This window comes from Candidatus Spechtbacterales bacterium, assembly GCA_040879145.1.
Lineage (GTDB): Bacteria > Patescibacteriota > Minisyncoccia > Spechtbacterales > 2-12-FULL-38-22 > JAWVZY01.
Window position 1 is genome coordinate 1 of sequence record JBBDKX010000006.1, and the last position, 20,376, is coordinate 20,376.

28 protein-coding genes and 2 tRNA genes are annotated in these 20,376 nt (G+C 40.3%); 6 read left to right on the forward strand and 24 right to left on the reverse strand.

Annotated elements, in window-relative coordinates; translation table 11 throughout:
- Positions 1–154 precede the first annotated feature (154 nt).
- The 9 genes from WDZ40_00695 to WDZ40_00735 form a co-directional block, all read right to left on the reverse strand.
- Positions 155–1,147 (reverse strand): bifunctional oligoribonuclease/PAP phosphatase NrnA, encoded by a 993-nt coding sequence (locus WDZ40_00695; GenBank protein MEX0877365.1) that lies wholly within the window; start codon positions 1,145–1,147, stop codon positions 155–157.
- Positions 1,148–2,683, reverse strand: a complete 1,536-nt coding sequence (gene infB, locus WDZ40_00700; protein ID MEX0877366.1) for a translation initiation factor IF-2 — start codon at positions 2,681–2,683, stop codon at positions 1,148–1,150. It abuts the gene before it with no gap.
- Between the two features lie 8 nt (positions 2,684–2,691).
- Entirely contained in the window at positions 2,692–3,144 is a 453-nt protein-coding gene (locus WDZ40_00705) for a DUF4446 family protein (protein ID MEX0877367.1), read from the reverse strand.
- Positions 3,145–3,387: 243 nt separating this feature from the next.
- A tRNA-Ser gene (locus WDZ40_00710) sits at positions 3,388–3,475 on the reverse strand.
- Positions 3,476–3,714: 239 nt separating this feature from the next.
- Positions 3,715–4,656, reverse strand: coding sequence for a polysaccharide deacetylase family protein (locus WDZ40_00715; protein ID MEX0877368.1), 942 nt, complete (start codon positions 4,654–4,656; stop codon positions 3,715–3,717).
- Positions 4,656–5,306 carry a hypothetical protein gene (locus WDZ40_00720; protein MEX0877369.1) on the reverse strand — a complete coding sequence of 217 codons (651 nt, stop codon included), beginning with the start codon at positions 5,304–5,306 and terminating at the stop codon, positions 4,656–4,658. The genes WDZ40_00715 and WDZ40_00720 overlap by 1 nt, the downstream gene beginning before the upstream one ends.
- A gap of 117 nt (positions 5,307–5,423) precedes the next feature.
- Positions 5,424–5,861: a hypothetical protein gene (locus WDZ40_00725; protein ID MEX0877370.1), complete on the reverse strand. Its 438-nt coding sequence runs from the start codon at positions 5,859–5,861 to the stop codon at positions 5,424–5,426.
- Positions 5,862–5,942: 81 nt separating this feature from the next.
- Positions 5,943–6,197: a SemiSWEET transporter gene (locus tag WDZ40_00730; GenBank protein MEX0877371.1), complete on the reverse strand. Its 255-nt coding sequence runs from the start codon at positions 6,195–6,197 to the stop codon at positions 5,943–5,945.
- Positions 6,198–6,206: 9 nt separating this feature from the next.
- Complete coding sequence (locus WDZ40_00735; GenBank protein MEX0877372.1) at positions 6,207–7,247, reverse strand: trypsin-like peptidase domain-containing protein; 1,041 nt, start codon at positions 7,245–7,247, stop codon at positions 6,207–6,209.
- An 80-nt stretch (positions 7,248–7,327) separates the two neighbouring features.
- On the opposite strand from WDZ40_00735, the gene WDZ40_00740 reads away from it, so the two are divergent.
- Positions 7,328–7,402, forward strand: a tRNA-Arg gene (locus WDZ40_00740).
- A gap of 85 nt (positions 7,403–7,487) precedes the next feature.
- On the forward strand, positions 7,488–8,342 hold the full coding sequence (locus WDZ40_00745) for a mechanosensitive ion channel family protein (GenBank protein ID MEX0877373.1): 855 nt from the start codon (positions 7,488–7,490) through the stop codon (positions 8,340–8,342).
- A gap of 38 nt (positions 8,343–8,380) precedes the next feature.
- On the opposite strand, the gene WDZ40_00750 is transcribed toward WDZ40_00745, so the two are convergent.
- Genes WDZ40_00750 through WDZ40_00760 form a run of 3 tightly spaced genes read right to left on the reverse strand, consistent with a single transcriptional unit; the run spans position 8,381 to position 11,247 of the window.
- Positions 8,381–9,601: an MFS transporter gene (locus WDZ40_00750; protein MEX0877374.1), complete on the reverse strand. Its 1,221-nt coding sequence runs from the start codon at positions 9,599–9,601 to the stop codon at positions 8,381–8,383.
- 15 nt (positions 9,602–9,616) lie between these two features.
- Positions 9,617–10,267 carry an L-threonylcarbamoyladenylate synthase gene (locus WDZ40_00755; protein ID MEX0877375.1) on the reverse strand — a complete coding sequence of 217 codons (651 nt, stop codon included), beginning with the start codon at positions 10,265–10,267 and terminating at the stop codon, positions 9,617–9,619.
- The gene (locus WDZ40_00760) at positions 10,264–11,247 is read right to left on the reverse strand and encodes a gluconeogenesis factor YvcK family protein (GenBank protein ID MEX0877376.1); all 984 of its coding nucleotides are present in this window, start codon (positions 11,245–11,247) and stop codon (positions 10,264–10,266) included. The genes WDZ40_00755 and WDZ40_00760 overlap by 4 nt, the downstream gene beginning before the upstream one ends.
- Positions 11,248–11,358: 111 nt before the next feature.
- Here WDZ40_00760 and WDZ40_00765 point away from each other — a divergent pair, with 111 nt between their 5' ends.
- Both WDZ40_00765 and WDZ40_00770 read left to right on the forward strand, forming a co-directional pair.
- Positions 11,359–12,261 (forward strand): DapH/DapD/GlmU-related protein, encoded by a 903-nt coding sequence (locus tag WDZ40_00765; GenBank protein ID MEX0877377.1) that lies wholly within the window; start codon positions 11,359–11,361, stop codon positions 12,259–12,261.
- Between the two features lie 14 nt (positions 12,262–12,275).
- Positions 12,276–12,521 (forward strand): hypothetical protein, encoded by a 246-nt coding sequence (locus tag WDZ40_00770; protein MEX0877378.1) that lies wholly within the window; start codon positions 12,276–12,278, stop codon positions 12,519–12,521.
- A gap of 101 nt (positions 12,522–12,622) precedes the next feature.
- Here the strand turns inward: WDZ40_00770 and glmS are convergent, their stop codons facing one another.
- Positions 12,623–14,464 carry a glutamine--fructose-6-phosphate transaminase (isomerizing) gene (gene glmS / locus WDZ40_00775; protein ID MEX0877379.1) on the reverse strand — a complete coding sequence of 614 codons (1,842 nt, stop codon included), beginning with the start codon at positions 14,462–14,464 and terminating at the stop codon, positions 12,623–12,625.
- 138 nt (positions 14,465–14,602) lie between these two features.
- Here glmS and WDZ40_00780 point away from each other — a divergent pair, with 138 nt between their 5' ends.
- Positions 14,603–15,034, forward strand: a complete 432-nt coding sequence (locus WDZ40_00780) for an HD domain-containing protein (protein MEX0877380.1) — start codon at positions 14,603–14,605, stop codon at positions 15,032–15,034.
- 161 nt (positions 15,035–15,195) lie between these two features.
- Positions 15,196–15,387 (forward strand): DUF5679 domain-containing protein, encoded by a 192-nt coding sequence (locus WDZ40_00785; protein ID MEX0877381.1) that lies wholly within the window; start codon positions 15,196–15,198, stop codon positions 15,385–15,387.
- A 75-nt stretch (positions 15,388–15,462) separates the two neighbouring features.
- Here the strand turns inward: WDZ40_00785 and WDZ40_00790 are convergent, their stop codons facing one another.
- The 11 genes from WDZ40_00790 to WDZ40_00840 form a co-directional block, all read right to left on the reverse strand.
- Entirely contained in the window at positions 15,463–15,768 is a 306-nt protein-coding gene (locus WDZ40_00790) for a hypothetical protein (GenBank protein MEX0877382.1), read from the reverse strand.
- Positions 15,769–16,171: 403 nt separating this feature from the next.
- Positions 16,172–16,654, reverse strand: a complete 483-nt coding sequence (locus WDZ40_00795) for a hypothetical protein (GenBank protein MEX0877383.1) — start codon at positions 16,652–16,654, stop codon at positions 16,172–16,174.
- A gap of 126 nt (positions 16,655–16,780) precedes the next feature.
- Positions 16,781–17,128 carry a hypothetical protein gene (locus tag WDZ40_00800; protein MEX0877384.1) on the reverse strand — a complete coding sequence of 116 codons (348 nt, stop codon included), beginning with the start codon at positions 17,126–17,128 and terminating at the stop codon, positions 16,781–16,783.
- A 47-nt stretch (positions 17,129–17,175) separates the two neighbouring features.
- The gene (locus WDZ40_00805; GenBank protein MEX0877385.1) at positions 17,176–17,388 is read right to left on the reverse strand and encodes a hypothetical protein; all 213 of its coding nucleotides are present in this window, start codon (positions 17,386–17,388) and stop codon (positions 17,176–17,178) included.
- Between the two features lie 156 nt (positions 17,389–17,544).
- Positions 17,545–17,913, reverse strand: a complete 369-nt coding sequence (locus WDZ40_00810; GenBank protein MEX0877386.1) for a hypothetical protein — start codon at positions 17,911–17,913, stop codon at positions 17,545–17,547.
- 33 nt (positions 17,914–17,946) lie between these two features.
- Positions 17,947–18,246 (reverse strand): hypothetical protein, encoded by a 300-nt coding sequence (locus tag WDZ40_00815; GenBank protein MEX0877387.1) that lies wholly within the window; start codon positions 18,244–18,246, stop codon positions 17,947–17,949.
- 60 nt (positions 18,247–18,306) lie between these two features.
- Positions 18,307–18,678 (reverse strand): hypothetical protein, encoded by a 372-nt coding sequence (locus WDZ40_00820; protein MEX0877388.1) that lies wholly within the window; start codon positions 18,676–18,678, stop codon positions 18,307–18,309.
- A gap of 149 nt (positions 18,679–18,827) precedes the next feature.
- Entirely contained in the window at positions 18,828–19,415 is a 588-nt protein-coding gene (locus WDZ40_00825; GenBank protein ID MEX0877389.1) for a hypothetical protein, read from the reverse strand.
- Between the two features lie 90 nt (positions 19,416–19,505).
- Positions 19,506–19,673, reverse strand: a complete 168-nt coding sequence (locus tag WDZ40_00830; GenBank protein MEX0877390.1) for a hypothetical protein — start codon at positions 19,671–19,673, stop codon at positions 19,506–19,508.
- A 148-nt stretch (positions 19,674–19,821) separates the two neighbouring features.
- Positions 19,822–20,034, reverse strand: a complete 213-nt coding sequence (locus WDZ40_00835; protein ID MEX0877391.1) for a hypothetical protein — start codon at positions 20,032–20,034, stop codon at positions 19,822–19,824.
- Between the two features lie 92 nt (positions 20,035–20,126).
- A complete protein-coding gene (locus tag WDZ40_00840) occupies positions 20,127–20,327 on the reverse strand; it encodes a hypothetical protein (protein MEX0877392.1) in 201 nt (66 codons plus the stop codon).
- Between the last annotated feature and the right edge of the window lie 49 nt (positions 20,328–20,376).

Here is a 20,376-nt window from a genome sequence, read left to right on the forward strand (position 1 = left end):
AATTCATAATATCGTGGATCCTCGACCCAAAGGGTCGGGACAGACCTCTGCGTAATCACTCCGCCAACGCGCCATCAAAAATTCATAATATCGTGGATCCTCGACCCAAAGGGTCGGGACAGACCTCTGCGTAACCACTCCGCCACGACGCCTTTTATTTGTCTTGATTTTTAATAAGCACCTCCTCTACCGCGCTGTATATTTTATTACGGGCATCCTCTAATGAACACTCCAAATTAAACCCCGCGGCATACTTGTGTCCGCCTCCCCCAAGCTTTTGGGCTATACGTGACACATCAACGTCTTTGAATTTATCACTCCTAAGACTTCCTTTAATCTTACCACGCTCATATTCAACAGCCAAAACTGAAAAGCCGGTCTCATGGGCATTGTTCATAATACTTATAAGACCCGTCAAATCATCCAAAACTATACCATATTTTACAAATTCGTCAAAAGATATAAGTGTATAAGAGAAATTATATTTGGAATCCTTTTGCATTTTTTGCAATAAATTCCCCCAAACATTCAACACCTCTGAACTTTTTCCCGCGAATGTCTTAGAATGTACCATATGCAAAGAGGCGCCTCTATCCAGCAATTCACCTGCCGTCTTTAGTGTTCTGGCAGATGTGTTGTGCGCGAAAAAACCTGTATCGGTTAAAATTCCTGTCAAAAGACATAAAGCTGTCTTCTGAGACACGTGCCATCCGGCAGAAAGTAAAAAGGAGTAAACTATTTCTGTTGTTGAAGAAAAATCAGTTTCAATTATCTTTACATCTCCTCTTTGCGCGGATTCAGGATGGTGGTCAAAAGTGATAATCTTTGTACCTTCAACCACATCTTCAGGAATACCCAACCGAGCAAAATCGCCATAATCAAAACCTATTATCAAATCCGGTTGCTGCGATATTGAATCTCTCAAAAGTTCACAGCCAGGTAAAAAATTTAAAGACTCAGGCAAAGGGTCTCCTGCTAAATATGGAGTTGTGCTTTTACCCAAATTCTCTTCTATTGCCTGTCGCAAGCCCAGCACAGAACCGAGAGAATCGCCGTCAGGATTCATGTGTCCCGCCAGCAAAATATGCTCGCTGTCTTCTATTATGCGCTTAGCTTCAACAAATTTATCCTTTAATTGCTGAGACATTTACAATATAGGTTTAGATGTTCTTTTTTCCAATGCTTCTAATATATCCCCTTCCTCAAGTTTTACTCCTCCATCAAATAAAATACCTGCCTCCTCTCCTTTTTCAGCTCTTTCTATTGCCTTATCCACGCTTTTTAATTGATTCAATTTACCTTTTCCTATAACCTTATCCTCGCGAATAACATTTAAAGTTGCACCCCTTTTAAGTTCTCCCTCTATAATTTTACCTCCGACTATCATCCGGGATGTCTCTGTTCTAAATATCTTTACCACCTTAAACTTTCCTATGCTCTCCTCGGTGGTTTCGGGCTCTATATAGTCCAAAATAGCAGAGCGTACTCCCTCTACAAGATCATAAATTGTTTCGTATGTTACCACATTAACTCCTTGTAGCTCCACGAGGTTTTTAGCCGTAGAGTTGGGTTTTATTCTAAAGCCAACCACAAGAGCTTTTCCATTACCGGCAAGCCGAACATCCGAATCTGTTATCTCTCCCACTCCCTCTTGCAATATTCTTAACTTTATATGCTCGTTATCTATAGAACGCAAAACGCTGTGTACCGCCTCAAGAGTGCCCTCAACATCACTTTTTAAAATTATATTTACAACCTTTTGTCCATCTTCAACTTCCAAGAGACTCCCCTCTTCCTCTTTACGCTCCTTTCTTTGCATTCTCTCTTCAGCCTCTTTCTGGTTAGCGACTTCAACAAATTTTTCTCCAACTTGCGGCACAGAGGCAAGGCCGGTTATTACAACCGGAGAAGAGGGGTCCGCTTCCTTAATCTGTTCCCCTGCAAAATCTTCCATGCTTTTTATTTTTGCCCAAGTAGTTGAGCCCGCTATAGTAGCCCCTGTCTTAAGGTGTCCCTTCCTTATAAGCAGTGTTGCCTGCGCGCCTCTCTGAGAATCCATAGAAGCTTCAACAACAACGGCTTCTAGGGATTCGCCATCCTCCGATGTTAACTCTTCCAGCTCGGCGATAAGATTTATGGTATCCAAAAGGTCATCCACACCCTCTCCTGTCTGCGCTGAAAGTTGAACACTGGGAATTTGACCCCCATATCCTTCAAGCAAAACATTACTTTCCAAAAGTTGATTCTTAAGTTTTTGCGGATCTGCTTCAGGTTTATCTATCTTATTTATAGCTACAACATACGGAAGGCCGTTCTTTTGTATTATAGAAATAGCCTCTTTGGTTTGTGGCATAACACCATCATCGGCGGCAACAACCAAAACCGCAATATCGGCAACCTTAACTCCCCGCGACCTCATAGCGCTAAAAGCTTCGTGTCCGGGTGTATCTATAAAGGTAATCTTTTTCTTTTCCTGTCCTGCCTGCCCGCCCTTTGGCGCGGAGTTTGTCGAAGGGTGCTCTATCTGATAAGCGCCCGTATGCTGGGTAATCCCTCCGGTCTCTTTTTCTGCCACCTTGCTTTGTCGTATGTAGTCCAAAATGGAAGTCTTACCATGATCCACGTGCCCCACTATTACAACAACCGGTGGTCTTATTTTATTTTTAGAAGTATTATTTACCATATTGTTTACTATTTATTAGCCTCTTTTAATGCTTTTTTCTCTTCTTCGGAAAGCGCGTACTCACTTTCTCCTTTTTTCATTTTTTTGATATACGATTTTCCCCCATCCTTACTATGCAAATAGGTCAATAAAACACCGTCATCTTCTCCGTCCATAAGAGCAATACAAAAACTCTGCTCTCCACCCATATCGGCAAAAGGATTAAAACGCACTACTCCCACTTTTTGAACCATACTGCGCATTAAATCTTTATTTTTTGCGTCTTCTTCAAATATACGCTTAAAATCTTTTTCAACAACTTCATAACGCTCCATCGCATGCGCCAGCATCTTCATTATGGATTTACTCTTTGCTCCCCCGAGAGCCTTATCTATCTTTTTCGCAATACGTGATATCCGTAAAAAAAGGCCAATTTGTCCGACCAAAAGCAGTCCTATAAAAATCCAAGGTAATATTTCCATAACGTTCTATACAAAAAATTAAGTGCAAAAGTGCCGAAGCCCGCTTTCGCACAACTACTGGCGGACTGTGTCACGCGCGCCGTTGGCAATAGCCTTTGGCGACGTGAAACCGTAGCCGCGCTTCAGCGTGGCGAAGGCGGAGGGGGTGGGTATCCTTCGCTAAAGCTACGGAATACCTAATCACCCCACTATTCCTTACTAAGGCTTCAAAATGGCTCGCCATTCCGAAGCCTTGGCGTAGGATGGCGGAGGGGGTGGGACTTGAACCCACAAGCCCTTGCGGGCGCCGCTTTTCGAGAGCGGTTCCTTATCCAGTTCGGAGCACCCCTCCAGACCATACTCCCAACCCCCACACCAATTAGCAATATTTTGACAGCGTGTAAGGGAGGGGTTACGCATACTTGTATTTTAAGTGCATAGGCGCAACTTAGTTAGTTTACGTAAAAATAGTTAGCACAATTGCTAATTGATGTGGGGGCCAACATAGGGTTCTGCTACACGAACACACCCCTAATTAATACCATAGTAGACCTTAAACGTAAAGAAAAACGGGTCATATTATGACCCGTTTTACAACATTTCCTCTACACCAACCAGTTCATATCCTTCTTCCAGATGAAAACGGATAATATCCTCAAAAGCGAGTAGATCTGATAAGCTCAAATTATGAAAAACCCATATAGCGCCTGACGCGGTACCTCTTTTAACTCTGTTTAAAACTCCCTCGGGCGTGGATGCTGAGTGCCAACCGGCTGTGTCCCCCAAATCAGGGTATCCCTGCACACTTATCTTTGCGTGTTCAGCTGCAAATTTAGTTATTCTTTCTCCTCCGGCATATTGTGGTTTTCTAAAAAGTGCCGGGTGAAATCCCAGAATTTCTTCTAATATTCTGTCTGTTTCTCCAATCTCGCGCTCCACAGCAATATCTGAAGCCCTTGCCAAATTCAAGTGAGTTAGAGAGTGGTTGCCTATGCCATGACCCCTTGTAAATATTTCCTGCAAAAGCTCGGGGTTCTCAAGAGCCCAGCATCCCGTAACAAAAAAAATTAATCCTATGTCGTAATGCTCCGCGATATCCAACAACTGCGCTATGCCCTCGGCACCTCCAACACCTGTGTCTATCGTTAAAGCGACAGATTGAACATGTTCACTCCCGCGAAACACCTCAAGCGGCAGGTTGTTTTTTTTCAATAACTGTTCGTTTTCAACTTTTGCTCTGTTTGTGTGTTCCAAAAATTCTTTTCTTTTCTCTTTTATTTCATCTTCAACATCCAGGCTATAACATGGATTGTACGGATTATCTATTTTATCCGGAAATTCAGGATCTAAACGCGCAGGTAAGTTACCCGGCTCCGCAACATCGCTGTTTTCAGCGACAATCACATCCGACTCATGCGATGCTTTGGGTATACTATCATCCATGACAGGAGTTTTGTTGGTAATAAATAAAAAAAAGAGTGCCCCTGTAACACCGAGAAAAATAACGGTCGTTAAAATTCTTTTTTTAGGCATTAATTTTCCTGAACAAGGCTTACATCTTGTTTTTCTTTTGAAGCGCCTGTATTGCGACTTTTAAATTGCAAATAGATAAGAGCGCTTACTATACCCAGTGTATTGAAAATAATATCCCAAGTAGTATCTACTCTCTGATGCTCTCCACCTAACCCTACAAGAGTTGTGTCGAGCAATCTGTCGGAATAAAATTCTAAAAATTCCCATACAATTCCTCCGGCGAAAACCAAAATAGCACTAAACAAAAGGGCTCTTTTTTTAGTCCACCCTCTCCATGTCATAAATAACTCTGTAAAGCCAACAGTAAGCACCAAGGGCGTAACATAGTGCGTTAATTTATCATACTGAAACCCATACTGATACAACTTATAGAGACCCAGGCCTCCAAGACTGTTAATAAAAAGTCCAAACGCAACAATCCCCTGAAAACGCTTTAGGGCGTCTTCTTCCTTCTTGTTTCTAACTCTTATAAGAAGCACAGGCAGTAGTACCAAAAATGCGGACAGAAAAGATAGTTTACTCATCAAAGGAAGCATATAAATGGCGGGAAACCAGGCTTGAGGGGCAAATGCAAAAACAAGCCCTGCAACAATATAAGCTGCCAAGAGAACTCTGACTAATTTATTTGATTTATATAAAATAAAATTCATTGCTTTAAAAAATAAAATATACAATTATTGTATTAGATCTTTTTATTATACTACAACCAGGAGGTCAAGGCATGAAAATTAAAAACCCCGAATTTATCGGGGTTTTGTTTTTGTTAATCAATAAGGCAGTGGATTGCCGTCTGTGTCGCGCAGACGAGCTCTTGTTTCCTCTACGGAAAGTACCTTATCTTTCGCGAGATCCCGTGGCAAGAGATCCATTGTAACAACAAGGTTTCCCTTTAGGCTAATTTGCCACGCGGGAAGACGTTTATATAAAAAGTACATCGCCTCTTTTGCAACTCCGGCGCTCCATTTGCTGTCTCTAAACGGTAAAAATATTCCGCCGTCACAGGCGGGTAAAACCACATCAACAAAATATAGCATTCCATTGCCTTTTTCTTCTTTAAACCGCATATATCCGTCCTGATGTTTTTGCTGGTTGGGATTTTCTATTTCCCATCCCGCAAAATCCTGCGCTATCGCATTAAGCAATATCTCTTCAAGTTTCGTATCATAAGTATTTACCGGATGAGCAAAGTAAAGCTTCCGTCCCATGGCGCCTCCTTTTTAGAACTAAAAAAAGAATAGCACTAAGCTATTCTTTTTACAAGCAAAAATCAATAACTATAAACATCTCTACTTATATTTTAACTTGAGAAACAAAACAGATACTGCAAAAATAAATGTAATAATATTCGCGACAATTATTGGCAGATCGCCAACCAAAAATCCATAAACCGCCCAAAGGAAAACACCTGTGCAAAAAGCAGTATACATGCCTAAAGATATGTCTCGTGTCTCTTTTAGCCTCCAGCTTTTAATTACCTGCGGGGCAAAAGAGAAGGTTGTAAAACCGGCTGCCACCAACCCCAACAATGTAACTGTATTCATCTAAGTATTTTATTTTTTCTTTTCCTCCAACTCAATATCTATTTCATGTTCTTTACCCTCTCTCATAATCTTCGCTTTAACTTTGTCCCCTATTTTATGCTCTTGTATAACATCCTGAATTGTAAGCTCAGGGGTTATCTTTTTACCGTCCACTTCCAGTATAATATCAAATTCTTGAAGACCGGCTTTTTCTGCAGTTGAGCCGGGTACAACGGCGGTATCTCCCAAGGTTTCCCGCATAATAAGCGCGCCATAATCCACCGGGAGCTTGTTTTCTTTTTGGATACTTGTGTCAAGTATTAAATAGCGCACGCCGAGAAAGGGAAGTCTTACGTGTCCGTACTGTTTTACCTCTTCAAGATCTTTTCTTGCCTGGTCAATTGGTATGCTAAAACCGATATTTTGAGCGCCAAACACAACTGCTGTATTGAGCCCTATAACTTTTCCGTCTAAATTAACCAACGGACCTCCTGAGTTTCCCGGATTTATTGCCGCGTCTGTTTGTATAAGACCCCGCAGACGCTCTGTGTGTTTTTGGTCTCCATGCTGGGCTGTTATAAAACGACTAAGCCCTGAAACTATACCCAAGCTCACCGTATTTGAAAACTCACCAAGAGCATTTCCCACGGCAATAACGTACTCTCCAAGCTCAAGTCCGCGAGAGCTTCCAAGTTCCAGATATGGAAAATTCGCGCCCTCTATCTTGCAAATTGCAACGTCATGTATGGGGTCGCGGGCTATTACCTTAAGTTCTCGTTTTGTTTCTTCATCATGGTCCAAAAATGCTGTATAATCCGCCTTTGGATCCTGTACAACATGACTATTCGTTAAAACTATTCCGTCCGGAGATATAAAAAAACCACTTCCTCCGCCTATCTTTACCGCCTCTTTTTCGCCTTTTTTAAATTTAGGCACCATGTACTGCTTGCCGTTTATAGGCATCTTATAAAAACCTTCTACTTTAGGTAAATCTTTTGTAATTACAATACTGATAACCGCCGGAGTTACTCTTTTTATAACTTCTTTAATGTGTTCATTTTCTTTAAGCATACCTATATTTTATCAATATTATTTTTTTTATACAAACTTGAAATAGTGATCTTTTAGTGGTAGTATATTGGAGAACAAAAGCCCCTGTAGTTCAACGGACAGAACAAGCCCCTCCTAAGGGCTAGATGCAGGTTCGACTCCCGCCGGGGGCACCAAAACAGAACTCGACGGCTTTTTAATTTTAATAGATCCATTTATTATGTTTTATGTTAAGATACAAAAAATAACCACCTAAAAACTATGTTAAATACGTATACAGAGCAGATAACAAGCTGGCTCATAAGTCCGGGGCTTAAAATACTTATCCTGATAACAGGGGTTTATATAGCCCATAAATTTGTAGACAGGTTAATTGAAAAAGCAATACAAAAACTTATCCCTGAAGAAAAATTTGCGGACAAAGAAGAAGAAAAACAAAGGGAAGACACGCTTATACGTGTAACAACGGTAACTCTTCATATTGCCCTTTGGATTATAGGAGGAATGATGATACTTTCGGAGCTTGGAGTAAATATCGGTCCACTTATTGCCGCTGCGGGAATCGGTGGCCTTGCTTTGGGTTTTGGGGGGCAGTATCTTATACGCGATGTCATAAACGGACTATTTGTGCTTATGGAAAACCAATACAACGTCGGGGATGTTGTCTGTTTTGACGCAACATGCGGACTTGTTGAGAGTGTTAACCTGCGCCGTACTGTTTTGCGCGACATGGACGGAACAGTACACACTGTTCCAAATGGAGAAATAAAGATAGCATCAAACATGAGCCATGAGTTTGCGAGAATAAACCTTAATATGGGAGTGGGCTATGGAGACGATCTTGAAAAAGTAATAAGTGTAATAAACCGCGTAGGAGAAGATCTCGCAGAGGACCCTGAGTGGAAAGAACACATAACAGAGAAACCTGAATTCCTAAGAGTTCATGAATTTGCCGATTCTGCCGTAATAGTAAAAATACTTGGAGAAACAAAACCACTGCAGCAGTGGGCGGTTACGGGAGAGTTGAGAAAAAGACTTAAGATAGCCTTTGACAGAGAGGGAATTGAAATACCCTTTAACCAGATAGTGGTTCACAATCCACCCAGCTCTCAATAGTATGTAAATAAAAAGCCCGGCTTTGCCGGGCTTTTTATTTACATGGGCTCAACATCTTCAGCCACATCGTGTATAAATTTTTTGGGCTTATCTATCATAAATAAAAGCCCGAGCGCAAAGAGTGGACCAAGGGCAAACATATAATTAAGAGGTATATTCAAAGTAAAGAGTATAGCCAAAAAGAAGAGGAATACTCCACGGGTAACATTTAAAACAACCTCGCGAAATATAACAAGCTTATCACGCTCCTTTTCGTCTTCTCCCACCCACTCATAGAACAGAGCTCCAAAAGGTATGTAACTGGAGGTGCGCGCAAAACGGTGCAACACATCGGACAAAAACGCGTTAAGCGGCGTAAGAACAAATATCTTAAACGGCCAGATAACAGCATCCAAAAAAGAGCCTACGGCAAGAACCCGCCCGTGTCCCACAGCATCGCTTTTTCTACCTATATAAAAGGTAAATACCATACCAAAGAGCAGTGTGGCAGAGATTATAAGCCCCAGAGTTTCAAAGTTAATTGCCAGGGTAAACAAAAATATAGGCCAAACATACTCTTCCAAGGCCAAGTCTCCGGCTGAAGAGGCAAAAGCGACAGCTTTTCTCCTGTATTTTCGACTGAATATCTGTTTAAAAGGTTGTAAAAAAGAGTGGCGACTTTTCTCGTGCACATCCTTAGATATAAGCAGAGGAACAGATGAAGCAAAAAGTAAAGCGAGCACAACAGCGAACAACAAAGCAAACCCGCCAAAGTGCTGTATCATAAACCCGCCCGCAAAAGGAGCTACCGCAGCAACAGCCGAAAGTATCATTGTACGCAAACTAACCTCTTGTCCACGCCGGCCTTTATCTGTTAAACGTGTAAAAGCTATATGATACGCGGGCCAAAACAGGGCTCTGTCTAAAGCTGAGAGTAAAGGTAAAAAGATAACAAAAAATCCTAAATGCTCAATATTCCAAAGTCCCACATAATAGACAAACAAAAAGGGAATACTTATCAACATTGTGTGTTTGGAGCCGTATCTAACAGTAAGGCGTGCTGTAAAAGGAGAAAGAAGCCCGAACACAAGAGATATAACCCCGAAATATAAAAACGTCTTTGGCAGTGAATAACCCAAATTTATATAAACATATATGGGTTCAAATATAGTAACCAGATATACGGCAAACCCCCTTATAGCAATAGAAGCATAAAACTCTTTAAGCTCTTTGTTTATATGTGGAAAATATCTATTCAAATGTTCGTGTAATGTTGTCATAAACAGTTAATACGATTAGGACCTGGTATCTAAATTATCAAAAACCTCTTTTAATTTTTTAAGCGTTGTCTGGTTCATGCGCAGTATTCTGGGGTGCGCCCCCGTAAGGTCTACAACAGTTGAAGGCTCTTTTTCCTCAAGAACACCCGCGTCAACAACAAAGGCGGGCTCCTCAGAATACTCTTTAAATTGCCTAAGAATCGCGTCGATATCAGAATATGAACTCATCCCCGAAACGTTTGCTGATGATCCGGTAATTGGACCTTCAAATCTCCTGAGAAGTTCTAAACAAAAATTATCAGCAGGCATTCTCAGCCCGACTTTTCCGGTGCCGGCGCTTAATCTATCGCTTATATCTTCCTTTTTGTCTAAAACCACAGTAAACGGTCCCGGCCACAACCTCTCCAGCACAGCCTCTTTCTTTTTATCTATGAATGCAAATTCTTTTGCCATTTCAATATTTTTTACAAAAACAGGTACGGGTTTTGAAGCCGGGCGTTTTTTTAGGGCAAACAATTTTTCAACAGAAGTAGTTTTTAACGCATCTACTCCAAGACCGTAAAGAGTATCTGTGGGAAAAATTACCACCTCTCCCTGTCTGATATGTTCGGCTGCTTTTTTTGCTACCGATTCTAAGTTTTCTTCTGTTAACTTTATTCTAATCATTGTTTATTGTTAATAACTCCCCACACCGCTTTCGCGAGCTTTTTGGAATCATGGCGAATAAATGTTCTTTTTAAAGGGTCGTTTGGATCCTGTTTTGATATTTTTGTATCAACGAGATCCGCTTCAACGTATCGGGCATCCGGAGAATCAACAATTACAGGGTCGTCCTCCACTCCGTATTTGCGCAAAACCCTGTCTCCTATCTCCCGCTTGTTGTGAACGACTTTGTTAAATATGTCCTCTCCAAAAATGCCTTCAAAATGCTCCAGATAGCGGGAAAGCGTGTAGCCGGAATTAAGTTTTTTCTGGTTCATCAGATTTGCTACGTATATTTTTTGAGCAGAGCTTCTCTTTACAGCTTCCACCATGTCATCAACAAGAAGGGGTGGTGTAAGGCTGGCAAAAAGATTTCCCGGACCAATTACTATGTGGTCGGCATTTTCAATAGCTCTTTTTGCTTTAGGGTTTAAAGATGCGTGCGGAACAAGCATCATGTTTTTAAGTTTTTCGTTGAGATTTTCTACCTGTATTATACTGGATTCACCCGCTACTATCTGCCCATCTTTTAAATTTGCTACAAGATTTGTTGCCCCTTTTGTCACAGGTATTACAGAGTGTTTAGAGCCAAATAGTTTTTCGGCTTCCTCTATGGCGTGTTGAAAATCTCCATAGTTTTGCCAAAGGAGAGCCAAAAAAAGATTGCCGAAGGTGTGTCCTTTTAGATTCCCCCCGGAAAAACGAGTATTAAAATGAGAAAGTATGGGATGATTGGCATCATTTAACGCCACAAAACACTGCCTGGCATCTCCTGGAGGCGCCATTCCTGTCTCTTCGCGCAATCTGCCTGAAGAACCTCCCGTGTCAGCTGTTGTAATAATGGCGCTTAAGTGCACAGGGTAATCCTTCAATCCGCGTAAAAGTATTGAGGTTCCTGTCCCCCCTCCAATAACAACAACTCTCTTTTTTTTCAAATCTTCCATCTTATATGTATTATATCAAAAAATATGTCAAAGAGGGGGATTTAAACTTGTAAAATAAAGCAATTATATGATATTACTATTATAGCTCTTAAAATAGTAAGGAGGTTTAAATTGTTAGATATTCAAACCATTATAGGTGTTTTACTTGTTGTAGCTGTCGCATATGCATTCACTAACCGCAAAAAAGCTGTTGTGAGCCTTAGGATACGAAAGTTTTCAAAAGCCGGAGTAAAGTTTGTAGACCCAACAAGAACATACATTGAAAAAGGTGTTCGCATAGGCAGAGGTACTAAAATATACCCGAATGTATATTTGTATTCGGGAACACAGGTGGGTGAAGATTGTGTAATATATCCAGAAGTACATCTGTTTGAATCAGAGATTGGATATGGATGTACAATATGGCCCGGTGTCAGTATTGTTGATACAACGTTACGCGGAGGCAATGAGGTTCACAAGGGTGTCAGAATGGTTCGCTCATTTGTGGGAAAACATACCACAATTGACTCTTTTTCTCTTGTTAAGGATTCTGTTATAGGCGCCAAATCCAAAGTAGGACCGATGGCATACGTGCGCGATAAAAGCATTTTGGGTAAAAAAGTAGAAGTCGCAAATATTGAAATTGTGCGTTCACATATCGGAGAGGGTACAAAAGCAAAGCACGGCAGGTACATAGGAGACGCAACCATAGGTAAAAACTGCAATATAGGCGCGGGGACCGTATTTTGTAATTATGACGGCTCTCAAAAGCACAAAGCAATTCTGGGGGACGATGTGTTTGTCGGGAGCGGAGTAATGCTTATTGCACCCATAACCTTGGGTAAAAAAAGCTTTATTGCTGCGGGGTCTGTCGTAAGTCGTGACGTTTCAGAAGAAACACTTGCTGTGGCGCGCGGACAAAAGCACACACATATGATATTCAATGATGTTTTAAACTCAGAATATCCCGAGTATATAAGAGACGCTGTAGAAAAAGATGAAGAGGGTTGGAAACTTAAAAAAACGCGGAGATAAGAGAGGAGGAAATTTTGGAAGATAAAAAAGAATCGCCGAGATTTAGGGTAGACCCAAAAACACCCAAAAATAAAGAATTAGAGGACGCAAGAAACAAGACAGGACTTTGGACAACACACAATATACAGTTTAAAACCCTGAAAAGTTCAGGAGGGAATTTCAAGGGAGTAAGAAAAAAATATCAAAGCCAAAACAGGTTTGTACGATTTATCAGACGCACAAAACACAAAATAAGCACCAAACTAAAATCCGCTCAGTAAGAGCGGATTTTTTATTCAACTGTAACTGACTTTGCTAAGTTTCTGGGTTTATCCATCCCTCACTTACATATAAGTGAGGGACTTCACTTCGTTTCGCATTCCTACTCTACTGTAACGCTCTTGGCAAGATTCCTGGGTTTATCCACATTAAGCCCTCTCATTACGCCGACATGGTACGCGAAAAGCTGGAGAGGTATAACACTAAGTATTGGGCTTAACATCTCAATTGTTTCGGGTATGTATACCAAGTCTTCGGTAAGAGAGTTAGCTGAATTATTTCCTTTTGTTGTCATTATAATTATAGGACCGCTCCTTGCTTTTATTTCTTCCATATTACTCATCATTTTTTCAAACACACTATCGCGCGGCATTATGGCAAAAGTTGGAAAGTTTTTATCTATCAAAGCTATCGGCCCATGTTTCATCTCCCCTCCCGCGTAGCTTTCAGCGTGCATGTAAGACACCTCTTTTATTTTAAGCGCCCCCTCCATTGCCACAGGGTAGTTATATTTTCTGCCCAAATAGAACATGTTAGGATAACCCTTGTATTTTTGGGCAAGTTTTTTTATTTTATCCGCATCATCCAGTATTTCTTTAACCAGTTTGGGTAATTTTTTAATCTCTTCTGTAATCTCCTTCCCTGCAGTCAAAGACATGTTGCGCTGGCGCCCTAAAAATACGGTCAAAAGAGCCAGAGCTGTAAGCTGTGATGTAAAAGCTTTCGTGGAAGCTACTCCAATTTCGGGTCCCGCATGATTATATATTCCCGCGTCAGTCTCGCGCGCTATTGTGGACCCTACGACATTTACTATACCGAGTGTCAAAACACCTTTCATTTTTGCCTCTTTCAAAGACGCTAAAGTATCCGCTGTCTCACCTGACTGCGAAATACAAAGAAAAGCTGTCTGTTTTTTATTTAAAATGGGTTTTCTGTATCTAAATTCACTTCCCAGATCCACCTCTACTGGAATACCTGCATATTCTTCCAGCATATACTTACCTATCATGCCCGCGTAATATGCCGTACCACAAGCCACTATGTGTATCTTTTTTATGTCTTTTAGTTTATCTGCTACAAGTTCAAGTCCGCCAAGTTTTACGTTGCCCTCGTCAGGAACAAGCCTTCCGCGAAATGTACTCTCTATACTTTCGGGCTGTTCCATTGTTTCCTTTAACATAAAATGCTCATATCCTCCTTTCTGTGCCTCTTCCAGGTCCCACTCTATCTCTTCCACCTTAGGAAGTTTCACGGTGTCTTTGCTTAAAACTTTCATATCACTTGAAGTAAGTTTTACTATTTCATTATCTTCAAGATAGACTACCTGTTTTGTGTGAGCCAAAACTCCGGATGGATCGCTGGATACAAAATATCCATCTTGCCCTACTCCGATTAAAAGAGGGCTACCCAGGCGCGCCGCGACAAGCTCATCAGGCGCCCTACTGGAAATTACAGCTATGCCGTAAGTTCCTCTAACCATGTTTAACGTCTGTTGAACCGCCTCAAGTAAATTTTCTTTATAAAAATACTCTACCAAATGAGCTAAAACCTCCGTATCGGTTTCTGATTTAAACTCATGTGTGCCTGAATCCTGCTCGTTAAGCCACTGCTTAAGTTCCCTGTAATTTTCCACAATGCCATTATGTACAATATAAAAATCTCCGGTGCAATCCACATGTGGATGCGCATTTTTTTTACTGGGAACACCATGAGTAGCCCATCTTGTATGAAAAATAAAAGGAGCTCCAACAAGCTTCCTCGCGCCAAGTTTTTCTTCCAGCAAACTAACTCTGCCTACCGCCTTTTCAGATGATATCTTTTTTGTGCCGGGGTCGTAATAAGCCATCCCAGCAGAATCATACCCTCTATATTCAAGGCGCTTTAAAGCCTCCAAGCCCACCCTCGGATCTGACTGTTTACCTATATAGCCGATTATTCCACACATAAAGTTATCTATATCATAAACCTTTTTAATACTATTTGACAATCAAAAAATAGAGCTAAAACAGGTTGACTGATGTTAACCCCATGCTATTGTGTTTATAGTTGCTTAAAAAGCTCCAACTTAAGAAAGGGGGCAGATGTGCAAGGAACTATTCTTATTTCAAAAGCTGTAGAAATTGCAGCACGCGCCCATGCGGGACAAACCGACAAAGCGGGAAACCCTTACATAGAGCATCCGCTACGCGTAATGTTAAAGGTAAAGGGAGACGTGGCAAAAGCGGTAGCGGCATTACATGATGTTCTTGAAGACACAGACTTAACCGTAGAGGATTTGCGAGCAGAAGATATACCCGAAGAGGTAATAGAGATAGTAGAGCTTCTCACAAAAGTTCCCGGAGAAGAGTATGAAAAACAAGTTAGAAGAACTTTAAAGCACCCCATAGCCAAACAGGTTAAAAAAGCTGACGTAGAGGACAACTCAAGCGCGAAGCGGCTCAAATCACTTGATAAAGAGACGCAAGATCGTCTTAAGAAAAAGTACGCGCTCGCTCTTTCTATTTTGAAAGAATAAAAACAAAAAGCTCCGCAATGCGGAGCTTTTTAATTACCATAAAGCAAACCTGTGGATATTTTACTGTTGACTGGCTTAATTTTAGGTTATGCTTATAGTAAGGGTAACAAACAGGTCTATGCCCGCTTAAGGCGATATTATAATTAAAAAAATAATAAAATATGGCAGAAGAACTAAAAGGTCTTTGCATGCGTTGCAGAGACGAAAATAGTAAGCCGCAAATGCGCGTAATGAAAGATGTTAAGGTTGAAGAAAAAAACAACCGATACTCCGCAAAAGGCACATGCGAAGTATGTGGAGGGAATATGTTTAAATTCCTTTCCAAAGACGACGCAGCAAAACACCAGAACTAATAAAAAAGCTCCGCATTGCGGGGCTTTTTTATTTTCACTAAACATGGTTTTAAAATAATGAAAAAGCCGTCTGTTTCAGGCGACCTTTAATTTTTGTTTTAAAATATTTAAAAAGGGCTGTGTGTACTTATCCCCGTGACTTGAGCGGAGAATGCAAACTTCTTTATAAAAAACATCTTCTTTAAGAGTTTGGGGAATGTCATACTCCTGCATATTGCTTTTAGAGCCGACAATCAAAAAACCGTCCTCAAACACAGCGATAACATTGTACTCAGAAAAAACAGTCTCTTCCACAGTCACACTGGTTATTTTGAATTCTTCGCCTGCCTCAACAACAATATCTACTATCTCTTTTCCTGAAAGCTCGAAATCAAACTCCAAAACCATTTTGAACTCCTTTAGTGAACTGTCTAAAAAATATCATACGAGAAAAATAATTACAAGTCCGCCACACCATCCAGCCGGGGTGTGGGGATAAATAAAAAACCCCGTAACGTGGGGTTAGTCGCCTATTTTTAGCATAGGTGTTTTAAAGTTCAGTTGATGAGTTCCAGTGCCTCCCGCATCCAGACTCGTTGCTCCTTTGCCTTGTTCTGCCTCTTAAGAATGCGCTTGTTGCGCCTTCCTGTACCCTGCCGGTACGGACAGCAGTGATCGCCACAAAAGGGCTTATGCTTCTTGCCCAACATTCTGGTCTCGCTCATTTACCCTCCTTTCTGCTGACGAGATTATAACATATTTATTAAAAAAGTAAAACTCGCATCTGTTTTGAAATGTGGACAATTTATTTGTCTCCCAACAACCTTCTGAACCTAAAAGCCCAGTATCTTCCATTTCTGCGCGCCCTCTTTTCATGAGGGCGTTTTAAATATATTTTTGAATGATCAAAACGGCCTTCATTTTCATACGCCCACAAAAGGTGGTCAAGTTCATGTGCCAATATTCTCAACAAACGCTTTCTGGATCTTTTTCTGCTAAAAAACAGAATTCCTTTTTTGTTGGACATAACTCTGAGAAAAGTGACTCTCTTGTCGTAGTATGTGATGTGGTCACCCATTATAGAAAAGCGAAACGCTTGAATAAAATTTCCGGGGTTTAATTCCCTAAAAGGAGCAAAGGTAACGTTCAGAGTAAATGAATCTATACCATGTCTTAAAAAACGCGAGCTATGTTTTTTAAGATAAAACCCTACAACCTTTTCTATCTCTTCCTTGCTTATGTACCACGCCACTTTCTCCGTTCCAAAAAGAACAAGGCTAATATTCAAGTATTTTTTGCTATTGAAGGCGCACCTCCTTGTCTATGAACTAAAATAAGAATACCAATAAATAATTCATCTTTCAAATAAAAACTCCGGTGCAAGCCGGAGTTTGAAACAAAATAATTTAAATATTTATTTTTTCTGATTTGAATCTTCTTTCTCGGTTTCTATCCAGTGCCGCCAAAATTCTTCATCAGGATATTTTTCCCTTACCATCTGAAGCCACTTTTCCGCTTTTTCACGCGGCATGTATTCGCTATGTCCACTGTTTCCATTAAGCCTGTTTTCCCATGCCACCCTGCACATCTCACCGCTCATCTCTTTTTCTATGTCAGAGTTTGTTGTGGGCGCTTTTTCTTTTAGGGTTTCGGCGTCGGGCATGGGCTCTCCTTCCATATATTTTCCGGCAGGTGTTTCTCTTAAAGACTCTATAAATTCCTGCGGGCTTTCTTCGGAATTAAATTTTTCATGGTTTTTCATACTTATTATTCTAACACAAAAACCCTGCTAAAAAGCAGGGTTAAAAATTAAAGGGTTTTGTTTTTGCGATCATGCAGCCAAATCCTGAAAAAGCTAACTGCTATTATTGGGAAGAACAAAATAAGAAGCAGTAGAAAGCCACATATCCAATGGGGGGGGTTGGGCAACTTCTCCTGGGAAAGAAATACAACGTGCATAAAAATCGAGGCGATAAGCTGAAACATTAAATAACCAAGCAGTATCAATACAACTTCCGGCACTTTCTCCTCCTTTTAAGAGCTAAAAACATAGTATCACAAAGGAAAACCTATGCAACTGGTAACATTCCAACATTCTCAAGAATATTAGAATGTTGTGTGTAAGGTGTGGGGTAAATAAAAAACCCCGCGTAGCGGGGTTGGGAATTTCGTGGGAAACTAAAGTTGCTCAAGAGATTTGACCATATCTTCAAAGCCTACTGAATTCGCATATTCAATTGCATCATTTAAATGGTCGCTGAATGCGGCGTCATTTCCTATTCTTAAATAAATAGCGGTTTCGGCTATAAGCAAAGCTATTTGCGCTCTTATATAATCGGGGCTTGCTTCAACCTGATCTTCTGCAAACTCGCGCCATGCTTCGTATTTTTCTCCCGGAACTTCGGTGATTTCCTGCTCCAATTCCCTCATTTCAGGAGTTTCCTCAAAACCAGCCTGCACAGCCAGGTGTTCAAGGGTCTTTAGGCGTTCCTCTTTTTTCTCTAAAGAAGAATTATCTTGATTGTTGTATCCTTCAAAATTAAACATACATTTATTTTAACATAAAAAAACCGCTGTGTTTCAAGCGGTTTTATCTGACAATGCTTTTTTACCATCAGCAGTAATGCGGATTTTTCTGGAATCACCCGAAACAAGTTCAACCCAGTTCAAGTATTCTATCATCGGCTCAACTATTGATTCGAGTACAGCATGGCGACCCACCACATGGGAGTCCGCGCCCGCTGAAAATAAATCATGCCATCTTACATTAAAGTGATCCAGCACATCATTTTCTATCTGCCGACGAGTTAAACCTTGTTCATCTGCTTCGTTTAAAGATTTCAATATTGCTCTTCTGATTTGAAAAAGATTAATATTCATCTTTCCTCCTTTTAAGAGCTAAAGTAAAAATAGCACCATGGGTGCTATTTTGCAAGAGGATTATGCATGTAAACTTTTATGACACGCTTTTTCGGCTATTATCGGCCAAAATATTTTTCCGCAAGGACACTTTTCAGACCTTGGAACTGAAACTTCAATTTTTTGACTGCGTTCAAATCCATCTTCTGTTTTTTCGTAAACATTTTTAAATATTCTTTGCGGATTACTTATCCGTCCGTGGCGACAACTCTCTTTTTCGTAAAAAGTAGAGTTTATAACAAAATCTACTTGAGCATCCTCATCGGTTTTCACATCCATCTTTTTATGCTCTATCATGTAATAGGTATTGTGCCACTCGGAACCATCATCATAGCAAACGGGAACTAAGACCTCAATTATATACTCAACTTTCTTTTGAGTTTTTTGCTTCATCCTTCCCTCCTTTTAAGAGCTAAAAACATAGTATCACAAAAGAAAATCTGTGCAACCGGTAACATTCCAACATTCTTGAGAATGTTGGAATGTTATGTGTAAGGTGGGGATAAATTAAAACCCCGCTTTTGCGGGGTTTAGGAATTAAACTATGTTAAAAGTTCGTTAATTTTTTTTATTTTTTCACCTTGTGAGATATTAGTGTCCATATCAGAAACAGCTTTCAATTTATCTGCAGATAAAAGATCTTGCCACCGAACAAGAACCACATCATCTAAATTATTTTTTGTCCTATACGTTCCGGCACATTCTATCCACTGTTCTTCAGCCAAAGAATCAATTGCGTTACATATGCCTTTTTCACTAAAGTCGACTATTGTAAGACCGAACCGTGCATCTGCGAGACCGGCTATTTTTTCTTCCTGTTCTTTCAAGCTTAATCTCTCATCCAAAAAAACATGTAACAAGCTGTCATAATCTCTTTCAACTTTAGATGCATCAAGAATACTAACCTCAAACAATGCTGTGCTATGAGAAGTTATCTCAGGATTCAACTCTATAAGAGCTGCCAACGCCAAAAATTCAGCTTGTCTGTAGTGGAACAAATAAATATACTCGGGATCACCTTGAACCCCCAACCAAGTATTCCGCTTTCCTATCTTTGATCCCGGATGCAATCCTTTTTCTAATATTTCTCCAACATTCTCTTTGGGTGTAAAATGATAAAACTTTACCAATCTCAACCTCCTTTAACGAACTATTGCCAAAATATATTAAAAACCAAAAAATTGCAAGCAAAAACCCCGTTTTTATACGGGGTTTAGGAATCACTTGTTTTTGTTATTTAGCGTTATGCCTATGGCCAAAAACGGAGTTATGTGCAAAGAAAAGACTGCTACCTTGTTTCCCTTTTTTGATATAAGAGTTGTTTTTGAAACAAATAAAAACCTGGTGCCGAATACTTTTGTATCAAATCCACCTTTTATTTGCTTCATCCTTCCCTCCTTTTAAGAGCTAAAAACATAGTATCACAAAAGAAAATCTGTGCAACCGGTAACATTCCAACATTCTTGAGAATGTTGGAATGTTATGTGTAAGGTGGGGATAAATTAAAACCCCGCTGTTATACGCGGGGCTTGAGTGTTATTGTTCAAGATTCTTTTTTCTCTCCTCAAGTTCAATTCTTTTTTCTTTATTTTTCAACTCTCTTTCCTCAACTTTATTTTCAAACCAGCCTTTTACGGCTTTATCCAATCTGGAGCCCCCAAAAAACATGCTCCAAAAAATGCTAATAAACAATGCTAATACAGCCAAAACAATAATTAACTCAACAGCACTATCTAAAAAAGCGTCCATACTTCCTCCTTCCTGTTTAATGAACTGGTTATAATATAGCGCAAGATTTAAAAAATTTCAAGCAAAAACCCCGCTAGTGCGGGGTTTGGGAATCACTTATTTGTTTCTTCTATCATATCCCGATATTCAACGTCTCCACCAAGCTCTTTATCAATTAGACACATCAACTCTTCGTAGCGCTTGTTCTGGGGGTGGCGCTTCATCTTAGCTCCCCATCTGGTCCATGCCATGGCCCTGCAGGCCTCACGCAACAAACGCAAATCTTCTTTGCTAAGTTTTGAGATATCCAACACTTATTCCTCCTTTTAAGAGCTAAAGAAAGGATATCATAAAATTTAGGAA

Coding starts and splice junctions, on each gene's coding strand:
- WDZ40_00695 (MEX0877365.1), bottom strand. CDS start 1,147: ATGTCTCAGCAATTAAAGGATAAATTTGTTGAAGCTAAGCGCATAATA.
- infB (MEX0877366.1), bottom strand. CDS start 2,683: ATGGTAAATAATACTTCTAAAAATAAAATAAGACCACCGGTTGTTGTA.
- WDZ40_00705 (MEX0877367.1), bottom strand. CDS start 3,144: ATGGAAATATTACCTTGGATTTTTATAGGACTGCTTTTGGTCGGACAA.
- WDZ40_00715 (MEX0877368.1), bottom strand. CDS start 4,656: ATGCCTAAAAAAAGAATTTTAACGACCGTTATTTTTCTCGGTGTTACA.
- WDZ40_00720 (MEX0877369.1), bottom strand. CDS start 5,306: ATGAATTTTATTTTATATAAATCAAATAAATTAGTCAGAGTTCTCTTG.
- WDZ40_00725 (MEX0877370.1), bottom strand. CDS start 5,861: ATGGGACGGAAGCTTTACTTTGCTCATCCGGTAAATACTTATGATACG.
- WDZ40_00730 (MEX0877371.1), bottom strand. CDS start 6,197: ATGAATACAGTTACATTGTTGGGGTTGGTGGCAGCCGGTTTTACAACC.
- WDZ40_00735 (MEX0877372.1), bottom strand. CDS start 7,247: ATGCTTAAAGAAAATGAACACATTAAAGAAGTTATAAAAAGAGTAACT.
- WDZ40_00745 (MEX0877373.1), top strand. CDS start 7,488: ATGTTAAATACGTATACAGAGCAGATAACAAGCTGGCTCATAAGTCCG.
- WDZ40_00750 (MEX0877374.1), bottom strand. CDS start 9,601: ATGACAACATTACACGAACATTTGAATAGATATTTTCCACATATAAAC.
- WDZ40_00755 (MEX0877375.1), bottom strand. CDS start 10,267: ATGATTAGAATAAAGTTAACAGAAGAAAACTTAGAATCGGTAGCAAAA.
- WDZ40_00760 (MEX0877376.1), bottom strand. CDS start 11,247: ATGGAAGATTTGAAAAAAAAGAGAGTTGTTGTTATTGGAGGGGGGACA.
- glmS (MEX0877379.1), bottom strand. CDS start 14,464: ATGTGTGGAATAATCGGCTATATAGGTAAACAGTCAGATCCGAGGGTG.
- WDZ40_00785 (MEX0877381.1), top strand. CDS start 15,196: ATGGCAGAAGAACTAAAAGGTCTTTGCATGCGTTGCAGAGACGAAAAT.
- WDZ40_00800 (MEX0877384.1), bottom strand. CDS start 17,128: ATGAAAAACCATGAAAAATTTAATTCCGAAGAAAGCCCGCAGGAATTT.
- WDZ40_00810 (MEX0877386.1), bottom strand. CDS start 17,913: ATGTTTAATTTTGAAGGATACAACAATCAAGATAATTCTTCTTTAGAG.
- WDZ40_00815 (MEX0877387.1), bottom strand. CDS start 18,246: ATGAATATTAATCTTTTTCAAATCAGAAGAGCAATATTGAAATCTTTA.
- WDZ40_00820 (MEX0877388.1), bottom strand. CDS start 18,678: ATGAAGCAAAAAACTCAAAAGAAAGTTGAGTATATAATTGAGGTCTTA.
- WDZ40_00830 (MEX0877390.1), bottom strand. CDS start 19,673: ATGAAGCAAATAAAAGGTGGATTTGATACAAAAGTATTCGGCACCAGG.
- WDZ40_00835 (MEX0877391.1), bottom strand. CDS start 20,034: ATGGACGCTTTTTTAGATAGTGCTGTTGAGTTAATTATTGTTTTGGCT.